This is a genomic window from Streptomyces sp. NPDC056222, assembly GCF_042264065.1.
Lineage (GTDB): Bacteria > Actinomycetota > Actinomycetes > Streptomycetales > Streptomycetaceae > Streptomyces.
In genome coordinates, this window is record NZ_JBHJTL010000016.1 from 73455 (window position 1) to 98483 (window position 25029).

The following is a 25029-nucleotide window of genomic DNA, read 5'->3' on the forward strand; positions in this document are numbered from 1 at the left end:
CTTGTGTATGAGGAGGCCCGCTGATGGCTCGGCGATACGACTGCAACGAGGCGACGGACCGTGCGACCGGTCTGCGCGAGGCCGCGTCCGCCGTTCGTCGTGGCGAGCTGGTCGTGCTGCCCACCGACACCGTGTACGGGATCGGCGCGGACGCCTTCAGCTCGGAGGCGGTCGCGGACCTGCTGGACGCCAAGGGCCGGGGCCGCAACATGCCCACGCCCGTCCTCATCGGCTCCCCGAACACGCTGCACGGGCTCGTCACCGACTTCTCCGAGCAGGCGTGGGAGCTCGTCGACGCGTTCTGGCCGGGCGCGCTGACGCTGGTCGCCAAGCACCAGCCGTCGCTGCAGTGGGACCTGGGGGACACCCGGGGCACGGTGGCGATCCGGATGCCGCTGCACCCGGTCGCGATCGAGCTGCTCACCGAGGTCGGCCCGATGGCCGTCTCCTCGGCGAACCTGACGGGCCACCCGTCGCCGGAGGACTGCGACGCGGCGCAGGGCATGCTGGGCGACTCCGTCTCGGTGTACCTCGACGGCGGTCCGACCCCCGGGATCGTCCCGTCGTCGATCGTGGACGTCACCGGCAAGGTGCCCGTCCTGCTGCGCGAGGGCGCGCTGTCCCCGGAGGAGCTCCGGAAGGTCGTACCCGACCTCGAGGTGGCCAATTGACCGCCCCTGAGGGGCGTGGCATAGCGGGGCACGAGAGCAGTTCCTTCCGCATTCTCCACGTCAGCACCGGCAACGTCTGCCGCTCGCCGATCACCGAGCGGCTGACTCGCCATGCCCTGTGCGACCGCCTGGGCGACCCCCGGGGCGGCGGCCTGATCGTGGAGAGCGCGGGCACGTGGGGCCACGAGGGCGCCCCGATGGAGGCCAACGCGGAGCTGGTCCTCGCCGACTTCGGGGCGGACGCGAGCGGCTTCGTGGGGCGCGAGCTCCTCGACGAGCACGTCATCCGCGCGGACCTGGTCCTGACGGCGACCCGGGACCACCGGGCGCAGGTCATCTCGATGGGCCACTCGGCGGGTCTGCGCACCTTCACCCTGAAGGAGTTCACCCGGCTCGTCCGCGCCATAGATCCCGCGACCCTGCCGGACCCCTTGGACGACGGCATGGTCGAACGCGCCCGAGCCCTGGTCCGCGCGGCGGCGGCTCTACGCGGGTGGCTCCTGGCCCCGAACGCGGAGGCGGACGAGGTGAACGACCCGTACGGTGCGCCGATCACGTTCTTCCGCTCCATCGGCGAGGAGATCAACACGGCGCTGGATCCGGTCGTGACGGCGCTGACGGGTGTGCCTGCGCGGCGTTGACGGGTAGCTGCCCACGTCCGACGGCCGGAGGCCGGCGCAGCGGCCCGATGCCTGAGAGGCCCCCAGGGGGCGAGCAGTGCGAGGGGTGCGTCGGGAGCGGGGCTCAACACGGCGCTGGATCCGGTCGTGACGGCGCTGACGGGTGTGCCTGCGCGGCGTTGACGGGGCCTCTGCGCGGCGTTGACGGGTGGGCTGGGCGTCGTTGACGGTGCCCCTGCGTGGTGTTGACGGGTGGGCTGGGCGTCGTTGACGGTGCCCCTGCGTGGTGTTGACGGGTGGGCTGGGCGTCGGGGAACACGGGCGCCAGGGCCATCCGGCCCAGAGGCTTGGTGAACATCGGGCAAAGCCGTGCCGACGCGCCTACATTGGAGCTGAAGCCCAGCCCACGCCTGGAGCCAACGATGCCGGTCACCGCTCCCCCCGAAGAGGATCTCGACGTCCTGCGCCGGCAGGACCCGGAGATCGCCGACGTGCTGCTCGGGGAGGTGCGCCGGCAGTCCGACAGCCTTCAGCTGATCGCGGCCGAGAACTTCACCTCGCCCGCCGTCCTCGCCGCCCTCGGCTCCGCGCTCGCCAACAAGTACGCCGAGGGCTATCCCGGCGCCCGCCACCACGGCGGCTGCGAGTTCGTCGACGCCGCCGAGCGGATCGCCGTGGACCGGGCCAAGGCGCTCTTCGGAGCCGAGCACGCCAACGTGCAGGCCCACTCCGGTTCCTCCGCCGTCCTCGCCGCGTACGCGGCCCTCCTGCGACCCGGGGACACCGTCCTCGCCATGGGCCTCGAACACGGTGGCCATCTCACCCACGGCTCGCCCGCCAACTTCTCCGGCCGCTGGTTCGACTTCGTGCCCTACGGCGTCGACGCCGAGACCGGACTCGTCGACTACGAGCAGGTCGCCGCCCTCGCCCGCCACCACCGCCCCAAGGCGATCGTCTGCGGCTCCATCTCCTACCCCCGCCACCTCGACTACGCGCTCTTCCGCGAGATCGCCGACGAGACCGGTGCCTATCTCATCGCCGACGCCGCCCACCCCATCGGTCTCGTCGCCGGGGGAGCGGCACCCAACCCCGTCCCGTACGCCGATGTGGTGTGTGCCACGACGCACAAGGTGCTCCGCGGTCCGCGCGGCGGGATGATCCTCTGCGGCGCCGAGCTCGCCGGCCGCGTCGACCGCGCCGTCTTCCCCTTCACGCAGGGCGGCGCCCAGATGCACACCATCGCCGCCAAGGCCGTCGCCTTCGGGGAGGCGGCGACGCCCGCCTTCGCCGCGTACGCCCATCAGGTGGTCGCGCACGCCCGCGTCCTCGCCGACGCGCTCGCCGCGGAGGGCTACGCCGTCACCACCGGCGGCACCGACACCCACCTGATCACGGCGGATCCCGCCCCGCTCGGCATCGAGGGCCGCACCGCCCGGATGCGCCTCGCCGCCGCCGGCATGGTCCTCGACACCTGTGCTCTTCCTTACGGGGACGGGCGCGGCATCCGGCTCGGTACGGCCGCCGTCACCACCCAGGGGATGGGTGCCCGGGAGATGGCCCGGATCGCCGCGTTGTTCACGATCGCGCTACGGGACAAGCCCGAGGAGACGGCGCGGGTACGCGCCGAAGTGCGCGAACTGTCCGGGCGATTTCCCCCGTATGGACGGTGATGGCAGGCGGAGCGCAACCATCCTCACGGGCCGAATGTCCTCAAGCACATGGACAGCACGGCTAGGGTGTGGGGCTGAGATGGCCAGCGATTCCTGTGGGGCAGCCCGTGCGTGATTACCTGCTGACGCTCTGTGTCACGGCCGCGGTGACCTATCTGCTGACCGGTCCGGTGCGGAAGTTCGCCATCGCGACCGGGGCGATGCCGGAGATCCGTGCCCGAGACGTACACCGAGAACCGACTCCGCGGCTCGGTGGCATCGCCATGTTCTTCGGGCTGTGCGCCGGACTGCTGGTCGCCGACCACCTCCAGAACCTCAACAGCGTCTTCGAGCTCTCCAACGAACCCCGGGCGCTGCTGTCGGGAGCCGCGCTGATCTGGCTGATCGGTGTCCTCGACGACAAGTTCGAGCTGGACGCCCTGATCAAGCTGGGCGCGCAGATGATCTCCGCCGGCGTGATGGTGATCCAGGGTCTGACGATCCTGTGGCTGCCGATCCCCGGCGTCGGCACGGTCGCCCTCACCCGCGGGCAGGGCACGCTCCTCACGGTCGCCCTGGTGGTCCTCACCATCAACGCCGTGAACTTCGTGGACGGCCTCGACGGCCTCGCCGCCGGCATGGTCTGCATCGCCGCCGCGGCCTTCTTCCTGTACGCCTACCGCCTCTGGTACGGCTACACGATCGAGGCCGCCGCCCCCGCCACGCTCTTCGCCGCGATCCTCATGGGCATGTGCCTGGGCTTCCTGCCGCACAACATGCATCCAGCCCGGATCTTCATGGGCGACTCCGGCTCGATGCTGATCGGCCTGATCCTGGCCGCCTCGGCGATCTCGATCACCGGCCAGGTCGACCCGGACGTGCTGAAGCTCTTCGAGGGCTCGACCCGTGAGGCCACCCACGCCGCCCTGCCGGTCTTCATCCCGCTCGTCCTGCCGCTGACGATCATCGCGATCCCGATGGCCGACCTGATCCTCGCCATCGTGCGCCGTACCTGGAACGGCCAGTCGCCGTTCGCGGCCGACCGCGGGCATCTGCACCACCGGCTTCTGGAGATCGGGCACTCGCACAGCCGTGCCGTGCTGATCATGTACTTCTGGTCGGCGCTGATCGCCTTCGGGACCCTCGCGTACTCGGTGCACTCGACGTCGATGTGGATCGTGCTCGTGGTGGTACTGCTCAGCGCGATCGGTCTGGTGCTGCTTCTGCTGCCGCGCTTCTCGCCGCGAGCCCCGCGGTGGGCGGAGTCCTTCGTACCGCCCCGCTACCGGCGCCGTAAGCGGGTGGCTGCGGAGCCCATGGGCACGGGAGCCGAGGTACCGGTCTCCGCCTCCGTGGGGGAGCCTCTGGAGGAGCGCATCCCGGTCCCGGCCGGAGTCAACGGCGCCACCGCCATCGGCCACCGTTCGCGCTTCACCGACCGGCGGAAGGCCGGAACGCCGAGTTGACGAACGCCACATCGGCGTCCAATACCAGACAAGTCCACCGCGCGTCGTGCACACACGCGCGCGGTAACTCTCATGTGTGACAGTCAGCACACTTCACGGGTAAAGAACTACTCAAATAGTTTGTGATACCGTTCACGAGACCCGGCGACAGAGCCGAAGGACCGTAGTGCGACGGTCCATTGGCCCCGAGACTCACCTCGGACCGGGCTTACGCTCGTCCCTGACGACACCATCGCCCCCACCAGCAACAGCGGAGACACCGCCATGCCGTCCAACGACGCACGCATCCTTCTTTCAGCCGCCATTCCCGCTGCTGCCACCGGCGCCATCGCCGCGGTCATCAGCGGCGTGGTCGCCGGCGGGAAGGGCGCGATCGGCGCCGTCATCGGCTGCGCGGTCGTCATCGCGTTCATGGGTATCGGGCTCGTGGTGCTCCAGCGGACGGCGAAGTCGTACCCGCACCTGTTCCAGGCGATGGGTCTTCTGCTCTACACGACCCAGCTGCTGCTTCTCTTCGTCTTGATGCTGTTGCTCAAGAACACCACGTTCTTCGACTTCAAGGCTTTCGCCTTCACCCTGCTCGCGTCGACCCTCGTCTGGATCGCCGCGCAGGCGCGTGCCTACATGAAGGCCAAGATCATGTACATCGACGACCCCAAGAAGCCGGGGTCGTCGACGTGAGGGGTAGGGCCGGGATAAAGGCGCATTCGGCTTCCTGCTATCGTCCGGTGCCAACTGCGGCACTGCGGGCGCGGGCATCCGAGCTGACGCCTGTCCCAGCGCGAGGCTCGATGCCGAACCGCCGCCCCCTTATCCGTAAGACCAGTCCAGTGCCGACCCGCGGCTGCGTGCCGCGCCGACACAACGAGGTTGCCGTACCTATGCGCCACGCTGAAGGAGCCCGCGGTGAGTGCTGACCAGACGCTTGCCTTCGACCCGGATTGCCACATCTTCAGTGGATGTGGCTTCCCGGCGCCGGGCCTGCACACGTTCATGTACGAGCCCATCGCCACGGTGGCCGGCATCGAGATCACCAAGCCGATGCTGCTTGCTCTGCTGGGCTCCATCGTGGTCGTCGGGTTCTTCTGGGCCGCCTTCAACAAGCCCAAGCTGATCCCCGGCAAGATGCAGATGGTCGGCGAGGCCGGTTACGACTTCGTTCGCCGCGGCATCGTCTACGAGATCATCGGCAAGAAGGACGGCGAGAAGTACGTCCCCTTCATGGTGTCGCTGTTCTTCTTCGTCTGGATCATGAACCTCTGGTCGATCATTCCGCTCGCCCAGTTCCCGGTCACGTCACTGATCGCCTTCCCGGCCGGTCTCGCGCTGATCGTGTACGTCATGTGGATCTCGCTGACCTTCAAGAAGCACGGCTTCGTCGGCGGCTGGAAGAACATCGTCGGTTACGACAAGTCCCTCGGCGCGATCCTCCCGATGGTCGTCGTCCTCGAGTTCTTCTCGAACCTCATCATCCGGCCCTTCACGCACGCGGTCCGACTGTTCGCGAACATGTTCGCCGGTCACCTGCTGATCGTGATGTTCTCGCTGGCCACCTGGTACCTGATGAACGGCCTGGGCTTCGTCTACGCCGGCGCCTCGTTCGTCATGGTCCTCGTGATGACGGCCTTCGAGCTCTTCATCCAGGCCGTCCAGGCGTACGTCTTCGTCCTCCTGGCCTGCAGCTACATCCAGGGCGCGCTCGCCGAGCACCACTGAGCGACTCCCGCCCGGGACTCAGCTACACCCCCAATCCAACAGTCGTCCGGTGGCCAACCCCCATCGGGTCATTGAAAGAGAAGGAAGTAACGGCATGTCCGCTGCTCTCGACATGATCAACCTCGCCGCCGAAGGTGGCAGCGCCAAGACCAACGTCGTCGGCAACGTCGCCTCGATCGGTTACGGCCTCGCCGCGATCGGCCCCGGCGTCGGCGTCGGCATCATCTTCGGTAACGGTACGCAGGCCCTCGCCCGCCAGCCCGAGGCCGCCGGTCTGATCCGCACCAACCAGATCATGGGCTTCGCCTTCTGTGAGGCGCTCGCCCTCATCGGCATCGTCATGGGCTTCGTCTACCAGTAAATCGGACCGACAGCCCACACCTTTTTACGGAAGGCACTGATGTGAACGCTCTGCTTCTTGCGGCGGAGGAGCCCCAGCCTCCTCTGATCCCGCATCTTGACGAGCTCGTCATCGGCCTGATCGCCTTCGTCATCGTCTTCGGCTTCCTCGCCAAGAAGCTCCTCCCGAACATCAACAAGGTTCTGGAAGAGCGTCGGCAGGCCATCGAGGGTGGCATCGAGAAGGCCGAGTCGGCCCAGATCGAGGCCCAGAGTGTGCTGGAGCAGTACAAGGCCCAGCTCGCCGAGGCCCGCCATGAGGCCGCGCGTCTTCGCCAGGAGGCGACGGAGCAGGGCACCGCGATCATCCAGGAGATGAAGGCGGAAGGCCAGCGCCAGCGCGAGGAGATCATCGCGGCCGGTCACACGCAGATCGAGGCCGACCGCAAGGCTGCGGCGACCTCGCTGCGCCAGGACGTGGGCAAGCTCGCCACCGACCTGGCCGGCAAGCTGGTCGGCGAGTCCCTCGAGGACCACGCCCGCCAGAGCCGCACGATCGACCGCTTCCTCGACGAGCTCGAGGAGAAGGCCGAGGCCGTCCGATGAACGGAGCGAGCCGTGAAGCACTGGCCACCGCACGTGAGTCCCTCGACGCGCTGACCGACAACACCTCGGTCGACGCCGCGAAGCTCGCGGGCGAGCTGGCCGCAGTCACCGCGCTGCTCGACCGCGAGGTGTCGCTGCGTCGGGTCCTGACCGACCCGGCGCAGGCGGGCGAAGCCAAGGCCGAGCTCGCCGGGCGACTGCTCGGCGGCCAGGTGGGCGGGGAGACCGTCGACCTGGTGTCCGGCATGGTGCGTTCCCGCTGGTCGTCCTCGCGTGACCTGGTCGACTCGGCCGAGGAGCTGGCGAACACCGCCGACCTCACCGCGGCACAGCGGGCCGGTGCGCTGGACGACGTCGAGGACGAGCTGTTCCGGTTCGGCCGGATCGTCACCTCCAGCACCGAGCTCCGCTCGGCGCTGACGGACAAGGCCGCCACCGCCTCCGCCAAGGGCGAGCTGCTGCGCAGCCTGCTCGGCGGCAAGGCCAACGCGGTCACCGAGCGTCTGGTCGGCCGTCTCGTGACCCAGCCGCGTGGACGTAGCCTGGAAGCGGGACTCGAGTCCCTCTCCAAGCTCGCCGCGGCGCGCCGGGACCGGATGGTCGCCGTCGTGACCTCGGCGGTGCCGCTGACCGACCAGCAGAAGCAGCGCCTCGGTGCCGTCCTGGCCAAGCTGTACGGCCGCCAGATGCACCTGAACCTCGACGTGGACCCGGCGGTCCTCGGCGGGATCACGGTGCAGGTCGGTGACGAGGTCATCAACGGCACCATCGCGGAGCGCCTCGACGAGGCGACCCGGCGACTGGCCGGCTGACGTCAGCCGGCAACTGAACACAGCATCACCTGCGGCCCGGTTGGGCCGTGCAGAGATTGCAGAAGATTCCTGGGGGTCGGCCCCCAGACCCCCAAGAAGACTTCGGGCCCAACAAGGAGAGCAGGGAACCCAGATGGCGGAGCTCACGATCCGGCCGGAGGAGATCCGGGACGCGCTGGAGACCTTTGTCCAGTCGTACCAGCCGGACGCGGCCTCGCGCGAGGAGGTCGGAACGGTCAGCCTGGCCGGCGACGGCATTGCCAAGGTGGAGGGTCTCCCCTCGGCCATGGCGAACGAGCTGCTGAAGTTCGAGGACGGCACCCTCGGTCTCGCCCTCAACCTCGAGGAGCGCGAGATCGGTGCGATCGTCCTCGGCGAGTTCAGCGGTATCGAGGAGGGCCAGCCGGTGCAGCGCACCGGTGAGGTTCTCTCCGTAGGTGTCGGCGAGGGCTACCTCGGCCGCGTCGTCGACCCGCTCGGCAACCCGATCGACGGCCTCGGCGAGATCGCGACCGAGGGCCGCCGCGCCCTCGAGCTGCAGGCCCCGGGCGTTATGGCCCGTAAGTCGGTCCACGAGCCGATGGAGACCGGCTACAAGGCCGTCGACGCCATGACGCCGGTCGGCCGTGGCCAGCGTCAGCTGATCATCGGCGACCGTCAGACCGGCAAGACCGCGCTGTGCGTCGACACGATCATCAACCAGCGTGACAACTGGCGCTCGGGCGACGTGAACAAGCAGGTCCGCTGCATCTACGTCGCCGTCGGCCAGAAGGGCTCGACCATCGCGTCCGTTCGCGGCGCCCTGGAAGAGGCCGGAGCCCTCGAGTACACGACGATCGTCGCCGCCCCGGCGTCCGACCCGGCCGGCTTCAAGTACCTGGCGCCGTACACCGGCTCCGCCATCGGTCAGCACTGGATGTACCAGGGCAAGCACGTCCTGATCGTCTTCGACGACCTGTCGAAGCAGGCCGACGCCTACCGCGCCGTGTCGCTGCTGCTGCGCCGCCCGCCGGGCCGTGAGGCCTACCCGGGTGACGTCTTCTACCTGCACTCCCGTCTGCTCGAGCGCTGCGCCAAGCTCTCGGACGAGCTGGGTGCCGGTTCGATGACCGGTCTGCCGATCGTCGAGACCAAGGCGAACGACGTGTCGGCGTTCATTCCGACCAACGTCATCTCCATCACCGACGGCCAGTGCTTCCTGGAGTCCGACCTGTTCAACGCCGGCCAGCGCCCGGCCCTGAACGTCGGTATCTCGGTCTCCCGTGTCGGTGGCTCCGCCCAGCACAAGGCGATGAAGCAGATCTCCGGTCGCCTCCGTGTCGACCTGGCCCAGTTCCGTGAGCTGGAGGCGTTCGCCGCCTTCGGTTCGGACCTGGACGCCGCGTCGAAGGCGCAGCTGGAGCGTGGTCAGCGCATGGTCGAGCTGCTCAAGCAGGCTCAGTACCAGCCGATGCCCACCGAGAACCAGGTCGTTTCCGTCTGGGCCGGCACCACCGGCAAGATGGACGACGTCCCGGTGGCCGACATCCGTCGCTTCGAGGCCGAGATGCTGGCGTACCTGCGCCAGAGCCACTCCGGTCTCATGGCCTCCATCCGTGAGGGCGGCAAGATGTCGGACGACACCCTGCAGTCCGTGGCCGACGCCATCGCGGAGTTCAAGAAGCAGTTCGAGACTTCTGACGGGAAGCTGCTGGGCGACGACGCTTCCGCTGCCGTCAACGTCTCGAAGTGACGACGGAAGGGACCTGACTCATGGGAGCGCAGCTCCGGGTCTACAAGCGTCGCATCAAATCCGTCACCGCGACGAAGAAGATCACCAAGGCGATGGAGATGATCGCCGCCTCGCGCGTCGTCAAGGCGCAGCGCAAGGTGCAGGCGTCGACCCCGTACGCGATCGAGCTGACCCGCGCGGTCACCGCGGTCGCCACGGGTGCGAACGACAAGCACCCGCTGACCACCGAGGTGGAGAACCCGATCCGTGCCGCGGTCCTGCTCCTCTCGAGCGACCGCGGTCTGGCCGGCGCCTTCAACTCCAACGCCATCAAGGCGGCGGAAGCGCTGACGAGGAAGCTGGAGAGCGAGGGCCGCGAGGTCGACATCTATGTCGTCGGCCGTCGTGGTATCTCGCACTACAACTTCCGTGAGCGCAAGCTGGCCGACACGTGGACCGGTTTCACGGATCAGCCGGAGTACGCGGACGCCAAGAAGATCGCGGCCCCGCTGATCGAGGCGATCGAGAAGGACACGGCCGAGGGTGGTGTGGACGAGCTCCACATCGTCTACACCGAGTTCGTCTCGATGATGACGCAGACGGCGGTCGAGGCCCGGCTGCTGCCCCTCAGCCTCGATGAGGTGGCGAAGGAGGCGGGCGAGCAGGACACGCTCCGTCCGCTGTACGACTTCGAGCCGTCGGCGGAGGACGTCCTCGACGCCCTTCTGCCGCGCTACGTCGAAAGCCGTATCTACAACGCGCTGCTCCAGTCGGCTGCCTCCAAGCACGCCGCCACGCGCCGCGCGATGAAGTCGGCGACCGACAACGCGGGAGACTTGATCAACAACCTCTCCCGACTTGCCAACGCGGCCCGCCAGGCCGAAATCACCCAGGAAATCAGCGAGATCGTCGGTGGCACCGCAGCCCTGGCCGACGCGACCGCGGGGAGTGACAAGTAATGACGACCACTGTTGAGACGGCCGCCGCCACGGGCCGCGTCGCCCGGGTCATCGGCCCGGTCGTCGACGTGGAGTTCCCCGTCGACGCGATGCCGGAGATCTACAACGCGCTGAACGTCCAGGTTCCGGACCCGGCCGTCGAGGGCGGGACCAAGACCCTGACCCTCGAGGTCGCCCAGCACCTCGGTGACGGCGTTGTCCGCACCATCTCGATGCAGCCCACCGACGGTCTGGTTCGCCAGGCCCCGGTGACCGACACCGGCACGGGCATCACGGTGCCCGTCGGTGACGTCACCAAGGGCCGCGTGTTCAACACGCTGGGTCAGGTGCTGAACGCGGACGAGTCCACCGTGGCCGACGCGCCGCGCTGGACGATCCACCGCAAGGCCCCGGCCTTCGACCAGCTCGAGTCCAAGACCGAGATGTTCGAGACCGGCCTGAAGGTCGTCGACCTTCTCACCCCGTACGTCAAGGGTGGAAAGATCGGTCTGTTCGGTGGTGCCGGTGTCGGCAAGACCGTTCTGATCCAGGAAATGATCGTCCGTGTGGCCAAGCTGCACGACGGTGTGTCGGTCTTCGCGGGCGTCGGCGAGCGCACCCGTGAGGGCAACGACCTCATGGTGGAGATGGACGAGGCCGGCGTTCTGGACAAGACCGCGCTGGTCTTCGGCCAGATGGACGAGCCCCCGGGCACCCGTCTGCGCGTGGCCCTGGCCGGTCTGACCATGGCGGAGTACTTCCGCGATGTGCAGAAGCAGGACGTGCTGTTCTTCATCGACAACATCTTCCGCTTCACGCAGGCCGGCTCCGAGGTCTCGACCCTGCTCGGCCGTATGCCCTCCGCCGTGGGTTACCAGCCGAACCTGGCCGACGAGATGGGTCTCCTCCAGGAGCGCATCACCTCGACCCGTGGTCACTCGATCACCTCGATGCAGGCGATCTACGTCCCCGCGGACGACCTGACCGACCCGGCTCCGGCCACCACCTTCGCCCACCTCGACGCGACGACGGTTCTCTCCCGTCCGATCTCCGAGAAGGGCATCTACCCGGCCGTGGACCCGCTGGACTCCACGTCCCGGATCCTGGACCCGCGTTACATCGCGCAGGACCACTACGACGCCGCCATGCGCGTCAAGGGCATCCTGCAGAAGTACAAGGACCTCCAGGACATCATCGCGATTCTCGGTATCGACGAGCTGAGCGAGGAGGACAAGCTCGTTGTCCACCGCGCCCGCCGTGTCGAGCGCTTCCTGTCCCAGAACACCCACGCGGCGAAGCAGTTCACCGGTGTGGACGGTTCGGACGTTCCGCTCGACGAGTCGATCGCCGCGTTCAACGCGATCTGCGACGGTGAGTACGACCACTTCCCCGAGCAGGCCTTCTTCATGTGCGGTGGCGTCGAGGACCTCAAGAAGAACGCCAAGGAGCTTGGCGTCTCCTGAGCCCCGTGCTCTCGTGAGGGGGGCGGGTGTGTCCCGCCCCCCTCGTCACGCCCATTAGAATTGACCCCAACACCCGGCACGACCGCCGGGTGGTGACCCGAGGAGCCACCCTTGGCTGCTGAGCTGCACGTCGAGCTGGTCGCCGCGGACCGGAGTGTCTGGTCCGGCGAGGCCACCTTGGTCATCGCACGTACCACCTCCGGCGACATCGGCGTCATGCCCGGCCACCAGCCGCTGCTCGGTGTGCTGGAGTCGGGCCCGGTGACCATCCGTACCAGCGAGGGCGAGACCGTCGTCGCCGCTGTGCACGGTGGATTCATCTCGTTCGCCGACGACAAGCTGTCTCTGCTCGCGGAGATCGTCGAGCTGGCGGACGAGATCGACGCCCAGCGCGCCGAGCGTGCGCTGGAGCGCGCCAAGTCGGAGTCGGACGCCGCCGCCGAGCGTCGCGCCGATGTCCGGTTGCGTGCGGTAGCGGTCCGCTAGCGGACCGCGCCGAGAGTTGTGCCCTCAGCCGCGGCACGGCTGGAATTCTCCAGACCGTGTCGCGGCTGAGGCGATGCATATGCAGGTTGTATTCGGTTACGCCGGCGAAGCCGGTCACGGGACGCAGCGAGGAGGTCGGTGAAGATGTTCCTCGCTCTGCTCCTGTGCGGCCTGGTCGTCGCACTGGTGGTGATCGGGCTCTTCGTCTTCGGCTTGCGCCGCCGCCTGATTCAGCGTGCCGGCGGCACCTTCGACTGTTCCCTGCGCTGGAACGTCCCCGAGGAGCCGGATCTCTCCGGCAAGGGCTGGGTGTACGGCGTCGCCCGCTACAGCGGTGACCAGGTGTCCTGGTTCCGTGTCTTCTCCTACGCGCCCCGTCCGCGCCGCGTCCTGGAGCGCTCGGCGATCGAGGTCCTGGAGCGCCGGATGCCCGAGGGCGAGGAGGAGCTGGCGCTGCTCTCCGACGCGGTGATCCAGGGCTGTATGCACCGGGGGACCCGTCTGGAGCTGGCGATGAGCGAGGACGCTCTCACCGGCTTCCTCGCCTGGCTGGAGGCGGCACCTCCGGGCCAGCGAGTGAATGTGGCCTGATCGGCCCCGACTCGATGGGGGTCCCCCCGGACGAAGTCTGGGGGAGAATGTGGCCTGATCGGCCCCGACTCGATGGGGGTCCCCCCGGACGAAGTCTGGGGGAGAATGTGGCCGGTTTCGGACAAACGACGGCGGGGACGGTGTGCTGCACCGTCCCCGCCGCGTTTTCCGTCGGGCTAGTTCAGCCCGCTGTTGATGGCTCCGACCAGCTCGCCGTTGCCGCTGTCACCGCTGAACTCCCAGAAGAACGCGCCGCCCAGGCCCTGGTTCTTCGCCCAGCTCATCTTGGACGTGACCGTGGCCGGGGTGTCGTAGCTCCACCAGTTGGAGCCGCAGTGCGCGTACGCCGTACCGGCCACCGTGCCGTTGGCCGGGCAGGAGTTCTTCAGGACCTTGTAGTCCTCGATGCCCTGCTCGTACGTGCCGGCCGCCGGGCCCGTCGCGCTGCCGCCCGGTGCGGACTGGGTGACGCCGGTCCAGCCGCGGCCGTAGAAGCCGATGCCGAGCAGCAGCTTGTTGGCCGGGACTCCCTTCGCCTTGAACTTGGCGATCGCCTCGGCGGAGTTGAAGCCCGCCTGCGGGATGCCGGCGTACGAGGTGAGCGGGGAGTGCGGGGCCGTCGGGCCCTGCGCGGCCCAGGCGCCGAAGAAGTCGTACGTCATCACGTTGAACCAGTTCATGTACTGCGCGGCGCCCGCGTAGTCCGCGGCGTCGATCTTGCCGCCGGAGGAGGCGTCGGCCGTCACGGCCGCCGTGACCAGGTTGTTCGCGCCGAACTTGGCACGCATCGCCTGCATCATGTTCTTGAACGAGGCCGGGCCGCTGGTGTCGCAGGACAGACCGCAGGCGTTCGGGTACTCCCAGTCCAGGTCGATGCCGTCGAAGACGTCGGCCCAGCGCGGGTCCTCCACGAGGTCGTAGCAGGACTGCGCGAAGGCGGTCGGGTTCTGCACGGCCTGGCCGAAGCCGCCGGACCAGGTCCAGCCGCCGAAGGACCACAGCACCTTGATGTTCGGGTACGCCTTCTTCAGCTTGCGCAGCTGGTTGAAGTTGCCGCGCAGCGGCTGGTCCCAGGTGTCGGCGACACCGTCGACGGACTGGTCGGCGGTGTATGACTTGTCGTAGTCCGCGTAGGCGTCACCGATCGTGCACCTGCCGCCGGTGACGTTGCCGAAGGCGTAGTTGATGTGCGTGATCTTGGAGGCGGAGCCGGACGTCACGATGTTCTTGACGTGGTAGTTCCGGCCGTAGACGCCCCAGTTGGTGAAGTAGCCCAGCTTCACGGTGGAGCCGGGGTTGGGGTTGCCCCCGCCGCCCGTGGTCCGGACGCTCGCGGCGCCGCTCGCCGGGCCGGTCTGGTCGATGGTGTCGCGGGCGACGACCGTGTAGCTGTAGTCGGTGCCGGCGGTCAGCCCGGAGTTGGTGTACGTGAGTCCGGTGACCGTGGCGATCGTGGTGCCGTCACGCTTGACGTCGTAGTTCTTGATGCCCTTGTCGTCCGTGGCCGCCGTCCAGGTCAGCTTGACCGAGGTGTTGGTGATGTCGGAGGGGACGGGGGTGCCGGGGGCGGAGGGCGCGTTGTCGCCGGGCTGAGTGCCTCCGTCGCAGGAGGCGCCGTTGATCTTGCAACCGCTGGGGGCGCCGGAGCCGGAACCGTTGAAGCCGAAGGAGACGGTGGCGCCGGGGGCGAGGGTGCCGTTCCAGCCGACGTTCTTGGCGGTCCAGTGAGTGCCGGAGCTGGTGACGGTGGCGTCCCAGGCGGAGGTGACGGCGGTGCCGGCGGGGTAGTCCCACTCGACGGTCCAGGAGGAGAGCGTGGTGGTGCCGGTGTTCTTCACCGTCCACTTGCCCTCGAAGCCGGAGCCCCAGTCGGAGACCTTGGTGTACGTGGCGGTGGCCGCCGCGGCGGCTTCGGCGGGTGCTGCGAGGCCGACCATGGCGGCCAGGGGCAGGATCAGGGCGGTCAGACCGGCGGCGGCCCGGTGTCTGAACCCTGTTCTGCGCGTCGGTGCTTGAGTGCTCAACGGTGCTCCTCAAGTTTGCGGACGGACAAGCTGGGGGTGGTCCGTGAACTGTGCGCGCGCCCCGAGAGCGTAGAAAGGTCTGGACCAACCGTCAAGAGGTCCAGACCAACGTCGGATCGGGTCCGTCAGACCCCCAACTCCTGTGCCAGCACGGCCGCTTGTACCCTGCTGCGCAGCTTCAGCTTCCCCAGCACCTTGCTGACGTGGGTCTTCACCGTGGCTTCCGCCATGTCCAGGCGCACCGCGATCTCGGCGTTGGACAGACCCTTGCCCAGCGCGGAGAGCACCTCCCGCTCCCGCGGGGTCAGTACGTCCAGTACGGATGGATCCGCCGCGCCCGGCCCACGCACCGGCGCGCGCGGCGCCGCGAACTCGGCGATCAGCCGCCGCGTCACGGCCGGGGCGATCAGACCTTCCCCGCGCGCCACCGTCCGTACCGCCTCGATCAGGTCCTTCGCTTCGGTGTTCTTCAGCAGAAAGCCCGACGCTCCCGCCCGCAGCGCCCCGAAGACGTACTCGTCGAGGTCGAAGGTCGTCAGGACGAGCACGTCGGCCAGGCCCTCGGAGACCACGAGCCGGGTCGCGGTCACCCCGTCCATCCGCGGCATCTGCACATCCATCAGGACCAGATCCGGGCGGAGTTCGCGGGCCAGCTCCACGGCGCGTTCGCCGTCCGCGGCCTCCCCGACCACCTCGATGTCCGGCGCGCTGCCCAGGATCAGGACAAGCCCCGCCCTGACCGCGCTCTGATCCTCGGCCACGACTACGCGTACCATGCCGGCGGCTCCCTGTCGCTCGTACCGACGGGCAGGACCGCCCGTACCCGCCATTCTTTCCGCCCGTCGTCCGCCGTCACCGGACCGGACTCGAACTCCCCGTCGAGCAGCGCCACCCGCTCCCGCATCCCGACCAGACCCGCCCCGGAACCAGGGGCCCGCGGCCCCGGCTGCCCGCCGAGCGGACTGATCACCCCCACCGTGAGGGCGCCGTCCGGGCGGCGGACGCCGAGCTCCACCCGCACCTCGCCCGGGCCCGCGTGCTTGAGGGCATTGGTCAGCGACTCCTGCACGATCCGGTACGCGGCGAGCTCGACCGGGGCCGGCAGCGCTCCCGCGTCCGGCTTCCGGCTGTCGTCGAGCGTGAACGTCAGCCCGCTCGACTCCCCGTTCGTCGCCGCCTGCGTCACCAGCGAGTCCAGCCCGTCCAGGGTGGGGGCGGCCGCCGGCTCCGCGTCCCCGCTGCTGTCCCGCAGCAGCCCGATCAGCCGCCGCATCTCCGCGAGGCCCTCCACGCTGTTCTCCCGGATCACGGTCAGCGCCTGCCGGGTGGTGCCCGGATCGTCGAGCGACAGCGCGGCGGTGGAGTGGATCGCGATGGCGGAGAGGTGGTTGGCCACCATGTCGTGCAGCTCCCGCGCCATCCGGGCGCGCTCGGCCACGACGGCCTGGCTGCGGTCCATCTCCGCGAGCAGCGCGGTCTGCTCCGCGCGCAGCCGCGCGGCGTCGGCGGCCTGGCGGTGATTGCGGACGACGGCTCCGGTGACGGCGGGCAGGAACGACACCATGCCGGTGATCAGGCCGACCACCAGGGCGATCGCGTTCTGCCACCAGACGAGGAAGCCGATCGTCACACCGATCGTGATCAGTCCGGTCGTGTACGGGATGCGGCGGGCTGCGGCGGGTTTCCCGTAGACCACGGCCGAGTAGACCAGGTCCGTGAACATCAGGGCGGTCACGAGGCTGCCGTAGGTGAACTGGTCCGCCACGAGGGCGACGGTGCCGACGGCCAGGGCCGTCTGCGGCATCGTGCGCCGCAGGGCCTCCATCGAGGCCATCACGACGAGAGGGATCAGGGTCGCCCACCGCGCGGTGATCAGCCGGTCGGTCTGGGTGTGCAGCCCGAAGGACCACATCAGCAGGCCGATGGCGAGGCCGCCGGCGGCGATGAGCAGGTCGTCGCGGTGCGGTCGGGGGAGTGTCACGTTCCCATCCAACACGGCGGGCGGACCCCGGGCCTCGCCGCCGGGGCCGATCCGGGTCTCCGTCGAAGGATGTAGTCGCACTTCGTCATCGGCGACGACGTTCCGGCCGCATCGCCACGCGACGCTGGAGGGGAACCGAAAGGGGAGTACCGCCGTGATCGTCATGCTGATCGTGATCTGCGAAGTGGGCTTCTGGGTCCTGCTGGCCGCGGGTCTCGCCACCCGCTATCTGCTGAAGATGCCCCGGACGGGTCTCGCCCTGCTGCTCTGCGAGCCGCTCCTGGAAGTCCTGCTGCTCGTCGTCACCGCGATCGACCTCAAGAACGGGGCGGAGCCGAGCTGGCGGCACGGTCTCGCGGCGGTGTACATCGGCTACACCGTCGGCCATGGCCACCGCACCGTGAAGTGGCTGGACGGCCACGCCGCCCACCGTCTCGGCGGCGGGCCGCCGCCCGTGAAGCCGCCGCGCTACGGCATGGCACGCGCCCGCCACGAGGGCAAGGTCTGGCTGGGCTCGGTGACGGCGGCTGCCGTCGCGTCCGGACTGCTGCTGCTCGCGAGCTGGTACGTCGGCGACGACGGGAACACCGACTCGCTGCGAAGCTGGATCTACGTCGCCTGGCGGGCGGTCGGCATCCACGGCCTGATCGCGCTCAGCTACGCGATCTGGCCGAAGAAGGCACCGGCCGGCGACCCGGAGTCAGCGGTCCCCGCCCGGGACCCAGAGCACGTCCCCGACCTCCTTGTTCGCGACTCGCGCAAGGATGAAGAGCAGGTCTGAGAGGCGGTTGAGGTACGTGGCGGTCAGCGGGTTCATCGTCTCGCCGTGGACCTCCATGGCCGCCCAGGTGGAGCGCTCCGCGCGCCGGACCACCGTGCACGCCTGGTGCAGCAGTGCCGCACCGGGCGTGCCGCCCGGCAGGATGAAGGAGCGCAGCTTCTCCAGCTCCTCCAGGAAGCGGTCGCAGTCCGCCTCCAGCTTGTCGATGTACGACTGCTCGACCCGCAGCGGCGGGTACTTCGGGTCCTCGACCACCGGGGTGGAGAGGTCGGCGCCCACGTCGAACAGGTCGTTCTGGACGCGGACGAGGACCTTCACGACCTCCTCGTCGAGCTGCCCGAGGGCGACGGCCGTGCCGAGGACGGCGTTGGCCTCGTTGGCGTCGGCGTACGCCGAGATCCGCAGATCGGTCTTGGCGGTCCGGCTCATGTCGCCCAGCGCGGTGGTGCCCTGGTCGCCGGTACGGGTGTAGATGCGCGTCAGATTGACCATGACCCCAGCGTAGTTACGCTCCGGCCCTCCGGAACGTCCGTGTGCCGACCGTCACGGCGAGCGCCGTGAGCGCGACCGCCACCAGGACGCCGTAGAGCATGGTCGTCGTCGTGTATCGCCCGACGTACGCGTCCCGTACCGCGTCCACCAGATAGCGGAACGGCATGAAGTGCGAGAGCACGTCCAGCCAGCCGGGGGCGAGCGCCATCGGCAGCATCAGCCCGGACAGCAGCATCGCGGGCAGCGAGAGCGCGTTGATCGTCGGGCCGAACTCCTGCGGCGTACGGACCTTCATCGCCAGCGCGTACGAGAGCGAGGCGAGCGCGAAGGTGAGGAGGGCGACGAAGACGAAGCCGATCAGGATCCCGGCGAGCGGCGCCCGCAGCCCCATCGCCAGCGCGGCGAGCACCAGCAGCACGGCCTGGAAGACGAAGAGCGAGGCGTCGCGCAGGACCCGGCCGAGGAGCAGCGCGAGCCGGCTGACCGGGGTGACGCGCATGCGCTCCACCACACCCCAGTTCTTCTCCATGATGAGCGAGAAGCCGGCGAACGAGGCGCCGAAGAGGCCGAGTTGGAGCAGCAGGCCGGGAACGAGGATCTGCCAGGAGTCGCCCTCGCGGCCGAGCGGCAGGTCGGCGAGCAGCGGTCCGAAGAAGAGCAGGTACAGCAGCGGCATCAGTACGCCGAACAACATCTGGAACTTGGAGCGCAGGGTCTGGCGGGCGTAGCGCCCGAAGATCAGCGCGGTGTCGTGGAGGAGCAAGGCGAGTCCTAAACGGCGACGGGGGAGAGGTCGGCGGGGGCCGGGCCGCGCCCGGTGATGGCGAGGAAGGCGTCCTGGAGGGTGGTGACGCCGTGCTCCGCCTTGAGGGCGGCCGGGCTGCCCTCGGCGACGACGACGCCCTTGTCCACGATCACCAGCCGGTCCGCGAGTGCGTCGGCCTCGTCGAGGTAGTGGGTGGTGAGGACGACGGTCGTGCCGAAGTCGTCGCGCAGCCTGCGCACCAGCGCCCACAGGTCGGCCCGGCTGCCCGGGTCGAGACCGGTCGTCGGCTCGTCGAGGAAGAGCACGTCGGGCCGGTGGGTGAGACCCATCGCGATGTCGAGACGCCGCCGCTGACCGCCGGAGAGCGCCGCGGTGGAGCGGTCGAGGAGTTCGGTGAGGCCGAGCTCGCCGGCCAGCTCCTCGGCGCGGGCCGTCGCGTCGGCCCTGGAGAGGCGGTAGAGCCGTCCCTGGGTGACGAGTTCGGAGCGCACGGTCTCCTGCGGGTCGACCCCGCCGGACTGGGCGACGTACCCGATCCGCTGTCGTACGCCGGCGGGGTCGGCGAGCAGGTCGTGGCCGGCGACGGTGGCCGCGCCGCCGGTGGGCGGGAGCAGCGTGGTGAGCATCCGCAGGGTGGTGGTCTTGCCGGCGCCGTTGGGTCCGAGGAGGCCGAGGATCTCGCCCGGCCGCACGGTCAGGTCGATTCCGCGCACGGCCTCCACGGGGCCGAGTTTCGTCTCGAAGGTCCGGGCGAGCCCGGCCGTACTGATGATTGGCATAGCGACTACAAAAACAGAGTCTCTGAAATTTTGCAACGACTCCAAGTTTTCAGCGGCCCTAGGATGGGGGCATGGCTGAGGGGCTCAGGGAGCGCAAGAAGCGCGAGACGAAGCAGCGGATCTCGGACATCGCGACCGGGCTCTTCCTGGAGCACGGCTTCGTGACCGTGACCATCGCCGAGATCGCGGACGCCGCGGACGTCTCCGTCAACACGGTCTACAACTACTTCCCGGCCAAGGAAGACCTGTTCCTCGACCGGATGGAGGGCGTCACCCTCCGCCTCTCGCGGATGATCCGGGGCCGAGACCGCGGGGAGTCCGCCGCCCATGCCGTGCTGCGCGAGATGCGCGGGCAGATCGGCGCCGTCTCGCCCGCGTACGGACTCATGGACGGCTTCGACGCCTTCATGAACGTCATCGAGCACGCCCCCACGCTCAAGGCCCGGCTCTTCTACCTCCAGCAGCAGGTCCACGACGCGGTCGTCGCCACCCTGCGCGAGGAGACCGGGGCGGCCGAGGACGACCCGCTGCCGCTGCTCGTCGGCGGACAGATCGCCTGGATCGAGAACACCGCCGTCGGCTACATCACCCGTGAGATGACCGCCGGCCGCAAGGCCACCACCGTCTCCCGCGAGACCCTCGTCCTCCTCGACGAGATCGAGGAGCTGCTGAGCGCGCGGGTCCTGACATACGCGGTTCGCGGCTAGAGGGCGCCCGGTCACCCGGTCGGGGCCTGTCGTCAGTGTGACGTCCGTCAAACCGGGCGTGACGCGCATTACTTAGCGGTCACATGAAGCCTCACTCCCGCTAATCTCCGCCGGAGAGTCGGAGAAGTGAACAGGTGTTAAGGGGTGGAAGACCGTGGCCAGGAAGCTCGCCGTCATCGGAGCCGGACTCATGGGGTCCGGAATCGCGCAGGTCTCGGCCCAGGCGGGGTGGGACGTCGTACTGCGTGACGTCACCGACGCCGCGCTGACCCGCGGCACCGACGGCATCAAGGCGTCGTACGACCGCTTCGTCGCGAAGGGCAAGCTCGACGCCGCCGACGCCGAGGCCGCCCTCGGCCGGATCACCGCCACCACCGAACTAGACGCGGTCGCCGACGCCGACATCGTCGTCGAGGCCGTCTTCGAGAAGCTGGAGGTGAAGCACGAGATCTTCCGCGCCCTCGACAAGACCGTCAAGGACGGGGCCGTTCTCGCCTCCAACACCTCCGCCATCCCGATCACCAAGATCGCCGCGGTGACGGAGCGCCCCGAGGCCGTCGTCGGCACCCACTTCTTCTCGCCGGTCCCGATGATGCAGCTCTGCGAGCTCGTCCGCGGCTACAAGACCAGCGACGCCACCCTCGCCACCGCGCGGGAGTTCGCCGAGTCCGTCGGCAAGACCTGCATCGTGGTCAACCGCGACGTCGCCGGATTCGTCACCACCCGCCTCATCTCGGCGCTGGTCGTCGAGGCCGCGAAGCTCCAGGAGTCGGGCGTCGCCACCGCCGAGGACATCGACATCGCGTGCAGGCTCGGCTTCGGTCACGCCATGGGGCCGCTCGCCACCGCCGATCTGACCGGCATCGACATCCTGGTGAACGCCACGAGCAACATCTACACCGAGACCCAGGACGAGAAGTTCGCACCGCCGGAGCTGATGCGCCGGATGGTGGACGCGGGTGACATCGGCCGCAAGAGCGGGCAGGGGTTCTACAAGCACTGAGTTCCGACGGCCGTTTGGGCCATCACTCGACAGGGTGAATTCGGTATCAGTTCGCTTACAAGGCGCAACGCTTCTGCGCCGACGGCAGTCAGTTGATGAAAAGACGGAGCACTCCCGGGGAGCGCATATGCACATCAGGGGCGACCACGTCGAGCTGGTCGTCGGGGGCCGCCTCGACGTGCGCAGCGCGGCGGACGCCCGTACGGTCCTGCACTCGGCCGTCGACGACGGAGTCGGCGACCTGGTGCTCGACCTGACCGGTCTCGACTCCTGGGACGCCACCGGGCTCGGGGTCATCATGGGCGCACATCGCAGGGCCGGCCGCTGCGGCCGCCGGCTGGTGCTGCGCGGGGTTCCCCCGCAGATGCAGCGCCTGCTCGTGGCGACCCGGCTGCACCGGATCCTCGCCATCGAAGGCGGGCTCGCGGCGGAGTCCCTGCCCCGCGTCTGATCCTCGCCCCCGGCAGTGGGGCGGGGCGGACCTCGGCATGAATCGACGCCGTACCGCCTGTGAAGCTGATGTGAGAAACCGGCGTCCCGGGTGAATCCTTAGCGGACCGTGACGTCTTGGGCGGGGTGGCACCCCGCCTGTTCCCGGATACTCGAAGAACGTCTAGGGTTCGGTCGCCTGCCCATTGACGGACCCACCCGGCGGGCACCGGACCAGAAGCGACAGCGAGCGTGCAGATCGGCCGGAGGGGCTTCCGCACGCACCGCTTTTGGGGGGCTTGAACCATGGACCCGATGAACCGGGAGCCGGAAGAGTACGGCTTCGACCGCGAGGGCGACGACGCCCGCGACACCCGTGGTGGTCTCCTGCCCGAGCGCGGCCCGTCCGCCCCCGCCCGGGTCCGCACCGCCCGGGTCGTCTCGGGCGACCTGCTGCTCACCGTCAACCCCGTCGACGGCAGCGAGATCGAGGCGTGCCCGCCGGGGGAGCAGCCCGCGCAGCCCCGCCGCCGCACCGCCCAGGAGCGCGTCGAGGCCGCCCGTGCGGTCGCCCCGCCCGTACCGCCGGGCCCCGCCGCCCCACGGCTGCCCCTCCTCGAGAGACAGGAGGAGCACGAGCGTCTCGTTCAGCTCCTCTCCCGTGGCCGCTCCGTCCGCCTCACCGGCCCCGCAGGCTCCGGACGCACCGTCCTGCTCGACACCGTCGCCGCGGACTGCGCCGACCTCGCGCCCGACGGAGTCGTCCGGCTCTCCGGCCACCACCGGACCCCCACCGAGCTGCTGTACGAACTCTTCGCCATCGTCCAGCACGCCCCGGACCACCGGCCCGACCGCCCCGCCCTGCTCGAACGGGTCCACGACATCGGCGCCGTCGTCGTCGTCGACGACCTCGAGTTCGGCGGCACCACCCTCGACGAGCTCCTCGCCGCCGCCCCCGAGTGCGCGTTCCTGCTCGCGGCCACCCCCGACATCCCGGCACCCTCGCCCGACGCCCATGTCGAAGAGGTCTCCCTCACCGGCCTCGGCCGGGCCACCGCCCTCGAACTCCTGGAGAGCGCCGTCGACCGGCCGCTCACCGACGACGAGGCCAACTGGGCGGGCGACCTCTGGTTCGAGTCCGAGGGCCTGCCGCTGCGGTTCGTCCAGGCCGGCGCCCTGCTCCGGCAGCGCGACCGGCTCCGGGTCACCCCCGCCGAGTTCGACGCCTTCGGAGCGCAGGAGGACGCCCCCTCGGAGTTCGACGCCTTCGGCGCCCTGGACGAAGCGTTCGGGCCCACCGACGCGGCCCCGGTGGACGCCACGGACGTCGAGCTGCGCGACATACCCCTGCCCAGCCTCGGCGAGGGCGCGGCCCCCGCCGCCCTGCTCGCCTCCCGGCTCAGCCGCTCCGCCCAGGAGACCCTGCGGTTCGCCGTCGCTCTCGGCGGCGAGGTGCCGCACCAGGCCCACCTCCCCGCCCTCGTCGGCGACACCCACGCGGACGCCGCCCTCGGCGAGCTCATGACCTGCGGCCTGCTCACCCCGGTCGGCTCCCGCTACCGCCTCGCCGCCGGAGTCCTCACCCAGCTCCGCGCCCAGGGGTACGGAGGGACCGAGGAGGAGACCGCCGTCCGGGCCCACACCGTCGCCCAGCACTACGCCTGGTGGGCCGGACACCCCTCCGTGACTCCCGCCCGCGCCGTCGCCGAGTCCGACGCCCTGCTCGCCGCCCTGACCGCGCTGCGACCCGGCACGGACGCCGACCACCCCGCCACCGCCGCGCAGCTCGCCCGCAGCGCCGCACCGGCCTTCGCCGCAGGACTCCACTGGGGCGCCTGGGAGCGTGCCCTGCGCAGTGGCCTGGAGGGCGCCCGGATCGCCGGCGAGGTGGCCGAAGAGGCTTACTTCCACCATGAGTTGGGCGTTCTCGCGCTCTGCTCCGGCAACCTGGAGCGGGCCCGCGCCGAACTCGAGGCGTCCATCGGGATGCGTGGGGTCCTCGCCGACAAGCGCGGCACCGTCGCCGGCCGCCGGGCGCTCGCCCTGGTCGCCGACCGCGCCGGCGGCCCCCTCGGCGGTGACCGCACCCCGGCGGGTGACGAACTGCCCGCCGCCCGGTACGAGGAGTCCGTCTCCCCGCCCCGCGGTATCCCGAAGCCCATCGTCCCCCTCCGGGCGACCGCACCCAGGACCGCGCCGATCCCGGCGTTCCCGGACTTCGCCGACGAGGGCCCGACCCTCATCACCCGCTCCGACACCCCGCCCGGCGGCGGTACGAAGGCCGGCGGTACGAAGGCCGGCCGCTTCGGCATCATCGCCGGGGCCCGCCGCAATCTCGTCGCGGTCGGTACGGGAGCGCTCCTGGCCGCCGTGCTCGGCACCGTGGTGACGATCGGGGCCACCTCCGGCAACGCCGAGGACCCGGGCTCCAACCGCGTCACCTCCGACCGGACGGCCAGCGAGGACGGCGGCGACGACGGCCTGGAGGCGGACGAGCCGACCGACGACGCGACCGGCGACCCCTCGGACACCCCGAGCTCCCCTGGCCCCTCGGGCTCGGCGACGACCCCGGGCACGCCCGGCACCTCGGACACCCCGTCGTCCCCGGACGGCTCGACGAGCCCGGCGGCCACGACGACGGGGGCGCCGTCGACCAAGCCGGGCACACGGCCGACTCAGACTCAGTCGACGAGGCCCACGCCTTCCCAGTCGCAGTCGGCGACACCGTCGCAGAGCCCCACCGGGACCCCCTCGACGTCGACGTCACCGACCCCCACGCCCTCGGCGACGACGGAGGACCCGTCCAACTCCGCCTCGGCGACACTCAGCAGCGGGCCCAGCACCGGAGCGTCCACCTCCGAAGGCACCCCCGCCTGACCCCCGACGACAACGGCCCCGGGTGCGTTCACCCCACCCGGGGCCGGTGTCGGTCATCCACGACGCGTTCGGACGAGAACAGCCGCCGCGTGTCGCGGTGGCGTATACACAACAGACGCTGC

25 protein-coding genes are annotated in these 25029 nt (G+C 69.7%); 19 read left to right on the plus strand and 6 right to left on the minus strand.

The window, feature by feature from the left end; all coding sequences use genetic code 11:
• Positions 1-23 precede the first annotated feature (23 nt).
• The 14 genes from ACFC0D_RS11005 to ACFC0D_RS11070 all read left to right on the plus strand — a co-directional run bounded on the left by ACFC0D_RS11005 (position 24) and on the right by ACFC0D_RS11070 (position 13068).
• The gene (locus ACFC0D_RS11005) at positions 24-671 is read left to right on the plus strand and encodes an L-threonylcarbamoyladenylate synthase (protein ID WP_376433452.1); all 648 of its coding nucleotides are present in this window, start codon (positions 24-26) and stop codon (positions 669-671) included.
• Entirely contained in the window at positions 668-1312 is a 645-nt protein-coding gene (locus ACFC0D_RS11010; protein ID WP_329115874.1) for a protein-tyrosine-phosphatase, read from the plus strand. Before ACFC0D_RS11005 ends, ACFC0D_RS11010 begins: the two co-directional genes overlap by 4 nt.
• A 401-nt stretch (positions 1313-1713) precedes the next feature.
• Positions 1714-2961, plus strand: a complete 1248-nt coding sequence (gene glyA / locus ACFC0D_RS11015; RefSeq protein ID WP_376433454.1) for a serine hydroxymethyltransferase — start codon at positions 1714-1716, stop codon at positions 2959-2961.
• Positions 2962-3068: 107 nt separating this feature from the next.
• Positions 3069-4406: an MraY family glycosyltransferase gene (locus ACFC0D_RS11020; RefSeq protein ID WP_376433456.1), complete on the plus strand. Its 1338-nt coding sequence runs from the start codon at positions 3069-3071 to the stop codon at positions 4404-4406.
• A 264-nt stretch (positions 4407-4670) separates the two neighbouring features.
• Positions 4671-5087: a hypothetical protein gene (locus ACFC0D_RS11025; RefSeq protein ID WP_376433458.1), complete on the plus strand. Its 417-nt coding sequence runs from the start codon at positions 4671-4673 to the stop codon at positions 5085-5087.
• A gap of 225 nt (positions 5088-5312) precedes the next feature.
• Positions 5313-6122 carry a F0F1 ATP synthase subunit A gene (gene atpB / locus ACFC0D_RS11030; RefSeq protein ID WP_376433460.1) on the plus strand — a complete coding sequence of 270 codons (810 nt, stop codon included), beginning with the start codon at positions 5313-5315 and terminating at the stop codon, positions 6120-6122.
• A 94-nt stretch (positions 6123-6216) separates the two neighbouring features.
• Complete coding sequence (atpE, locus tag ACFC0D_RS11035) at positions 6217-6483, plus strand: ATP synthase F0 subunit C (RefSeq protein ID WP_024761915.1); 267 nt, start codon at positions 6217-6219, stop codon at positions 6481-6483.
• Positions 6484-6524: 41 nt separating this feature from the next.
• Positions 6525-7067 carry a F0F1 ATP synthase subunit B gene (locus tag ACFC0D_RS11040; protein ID WP_376433462.1) on the plus strand — a complete coding sequence of 181 codons (543 nt, stop codon included), beginning with the start codon at positions 6525-6527 and terminating at the stop codon, positions 7065-7067.
• Positions 7064-7879: a F0F1 ATP synthase subunit delta gene (locus ACFC0D_RS11045; RefSeq protein ID WP_376433464.1), complete on the plus strand. Its 816-nt coding sequence runs from the start codon at positions 7064-7066 to the stop codon at positions 7877-7879. The genes ACFC0D_RS11040 and ACFC0D_RS11045 overlap by 4 nt, the downstream gene beginning before the upstream one ends.
• A 133-nt stretch (positions 7880-8012) precedes the next feature.
• Positions 8013-9611 (plus strand): F0F1 ATP synthase subunit alpha, encoded by a 1599-nt coding sequence (gene atpA / locus ACFC0D_RS11050; RefSeq protein ID WP_376433466.1) that lies wholly within the window; start codon positions 8013-8015, stop codon positions 9609-9611.
• Positions 9612-9631: 20 nt separating this feature from the next.
• On the plus strand, positions 9632-10549 hold the full coding sequence (locus ACFC0D_RS11055) for a F0F1 ATP synthase subunit gamma (RefSeq protein WP_376433468.1): 918 nt from the start codon (positions 9632-9634) through the stop codon (positions 10547-10549).
• Positions 10549-11991, plus strand: coding sequence for a F0F1 ATP synthase subunit beta (gene atpD, locus ACFC0D_RS11060; RefSeq protein WP_376433470.1), 1443 nt, complete (start codon positions 10549-10551; stop codon positions 11989-11991). The genes ACFC0D_RS11055 and atpD overlap by 1 nt, the downstream gene beginning before the upstream one ends.
• A gap of 111 nt (positions 11992-12102) precedes the next feature.
• A complete protein-coding gene (locus ACFC0D_RS11065; protein WP_352188973.1) occupies positions 12103-12477 on the plus strand; it encodes a F0F1 ATP synthase subunit epsilon in 375 nt (124 codons plus the stop codon).
• Positions 12478-12621: 144 nt separating this feature from the next.
• Positions 12622-13068, plus strand: a complete 447-nt coding sequence (locus ACFC0D_RS11070; RefSeq protein ID WP_376433472.1) for a DUF2550 domain-containing protein — start codon at positions 12622-12624, stop codon at positions 13066-13068.
• A gap of 176 nt (positions 13069-13244) precedes the next feature.
• On the opposite strand, the gene ACFC0D_RS11075 is transcribed toward ACFC0D_RS11070, so the two are convergent.
• The 3 genes from ACFC0D_RS11075 to ACFC0D_RS11085 form a co-directional block, all read right to left on the minus strand.
• Complete coding sequence (locus ACFC0D_RS11075) at positions 13245-15092, minus strand: glycosyl hydrolase family 18 protein (RefSeq protein ID WP_376433474.1); 1848 nt, start codon at positions 15090-15092, stop codon at positions 13245-13247.
• A gap of 125 nt (positions 15093-15217) precedes the next feature.
• Positions 15218-15868 carry a response regulator gene (locus ACFC0D_RS11080; protein ID WP_376433476.1) on the minus strand — a complete coding sequence of 217 codons (651 nt, stop codon included), beginning with the start codon at positions 15866-15868 and terminating at the stop codon, positions 15218-15220.
• Positions 15856-17073 (minus strand): sensor histidine kinase, encoded by a 1218-nt coding sequence (locus ACFC0D_RS11085; protein WP_376433478.1) that lies wholly within the window; start codon positions 17071-17073, stop codon positions 15856-15858. The genes ACFC0D_RS11080 and ACFC0D_RS11085 overlap by 13 nt, the downstream gene beginning before the upstream one ends.
• 154 nt (positions 17074-17227) lie before the next feature.
• Between ACFC0D_RS11085 and ACFC0D_RS11090 the strand changes: the two genes are divergently transcribed.
• Complete coding sequence (locus ACFC0D_RS11090) at positions 17228-17854, plus strand: hypothetical protein (RefSeq protein ID WP_376433480.1); 627 nt, start codon at positions 17228-17230, stop codon at positions 17852-17854.
• On the opposite strand, the gene ACFC0D_RS11095 is transcribed toward ACFC0D_RS11090, so the two are convergent.
• From ACFC0D_RS11095 to ACFC0D_RS11105, 3 genes are read right to left on the minus strand one after another with little or no spacing between them, the layout of a single operon-like run.
• Positions 17774-18346 (minus strand): cob(I)yrinic acid a,c-diamide adenosyltransferase, encoded by a 573-nt coding sequence (locus tag ACFC0D_RS11095; protein WP_376433482.1) that lies wholly within the window; start codon positions 18344-18346, stop codon positions 17774-17776. The two genes, ACFC0D_RS11090 and ACFC0D_RS11095, sit on opposite strands and share 81 nt — an antisense overlap.
• A gap of 13 nt (positions 18347-18359) precedes the next feature.
• Positions 18360-19109: an ABC transporter permease gene (locus tag ACFC0D_RS11100; protein WP_376433484.1), complete on the minus strand. Its 750-nt coding sequence runs from the start codon at positions 19107-19109 to the stop codon at positions 18360-18362.
• An 8-nt stretch (positions 19110-19117) separates the two neighbouring features.
• Positions 19118-19891, minus strand: coding sequence for an ABC transporter ATP-binding protein (locus tag ACFC0D_RS11105; protein ID WP_376433486.1), 774 nt, complete (start codon positions 19889-19891; stop codon positions 19118-19120).
• Positions 19892-19962: 71 nt separating this feature from the next.
• Between ACFC0D_RS11105 and ACFC0D_RS11110 the strand changes: the two genes are divergently transcribed.
• The 4 genes from ACFC0D_RS11110 (at position 19963) to ACFC0D_RS11125 (ending at position 24907) form a co-directional block, all read left to right on the plus strand.
• Positions 19963-20598: a TetR/AcrR family transcriptional regulator gene (locus ACFC0D_RS11110; protein WP_376433488.1), complete on the plus strand. Its 636-nt coding sequence runs from the start codon at positions 19963-19965 to the stop codon at positions 20596-20598.
• 154 nt (positions 20599-20752) lie between these two features.
• On the plus strand, positions 20753-21601 hold the full coding sequence (locus tag ACFC0D_RS11115) for a 3-hydroxyacyl-CoA dehydrogenase family protein (protein ID WP_376433490.1): 849 nt from the start codon (positions 20753-20755) through the stop codon (positions 21599-21601).
• Between the two features lie 127 nt (positions 21602-21728).
• A complete protein-coding gene (locus tag ACFC0D_RS11120; protein ID WP_024761898.1) occupies positions 21729-22052 on the plus strand; it encodes an STAS domain-containing protein in 324 nt (107 codons plus the stop codon).
• Between the two features lie 284 nt (positions 22053-22336).
• Positions 22337-24907, plus strand: coding sequence for an ATP-binding protein (locus ACFC0D_RS11125; protein ID WP_376433492.1), 2571 nt, complete (start codon positions 22337-22339; stop codon positions 24905-24907).
• Positions 24908-25029: the final 122 nt, after the last annotated feature.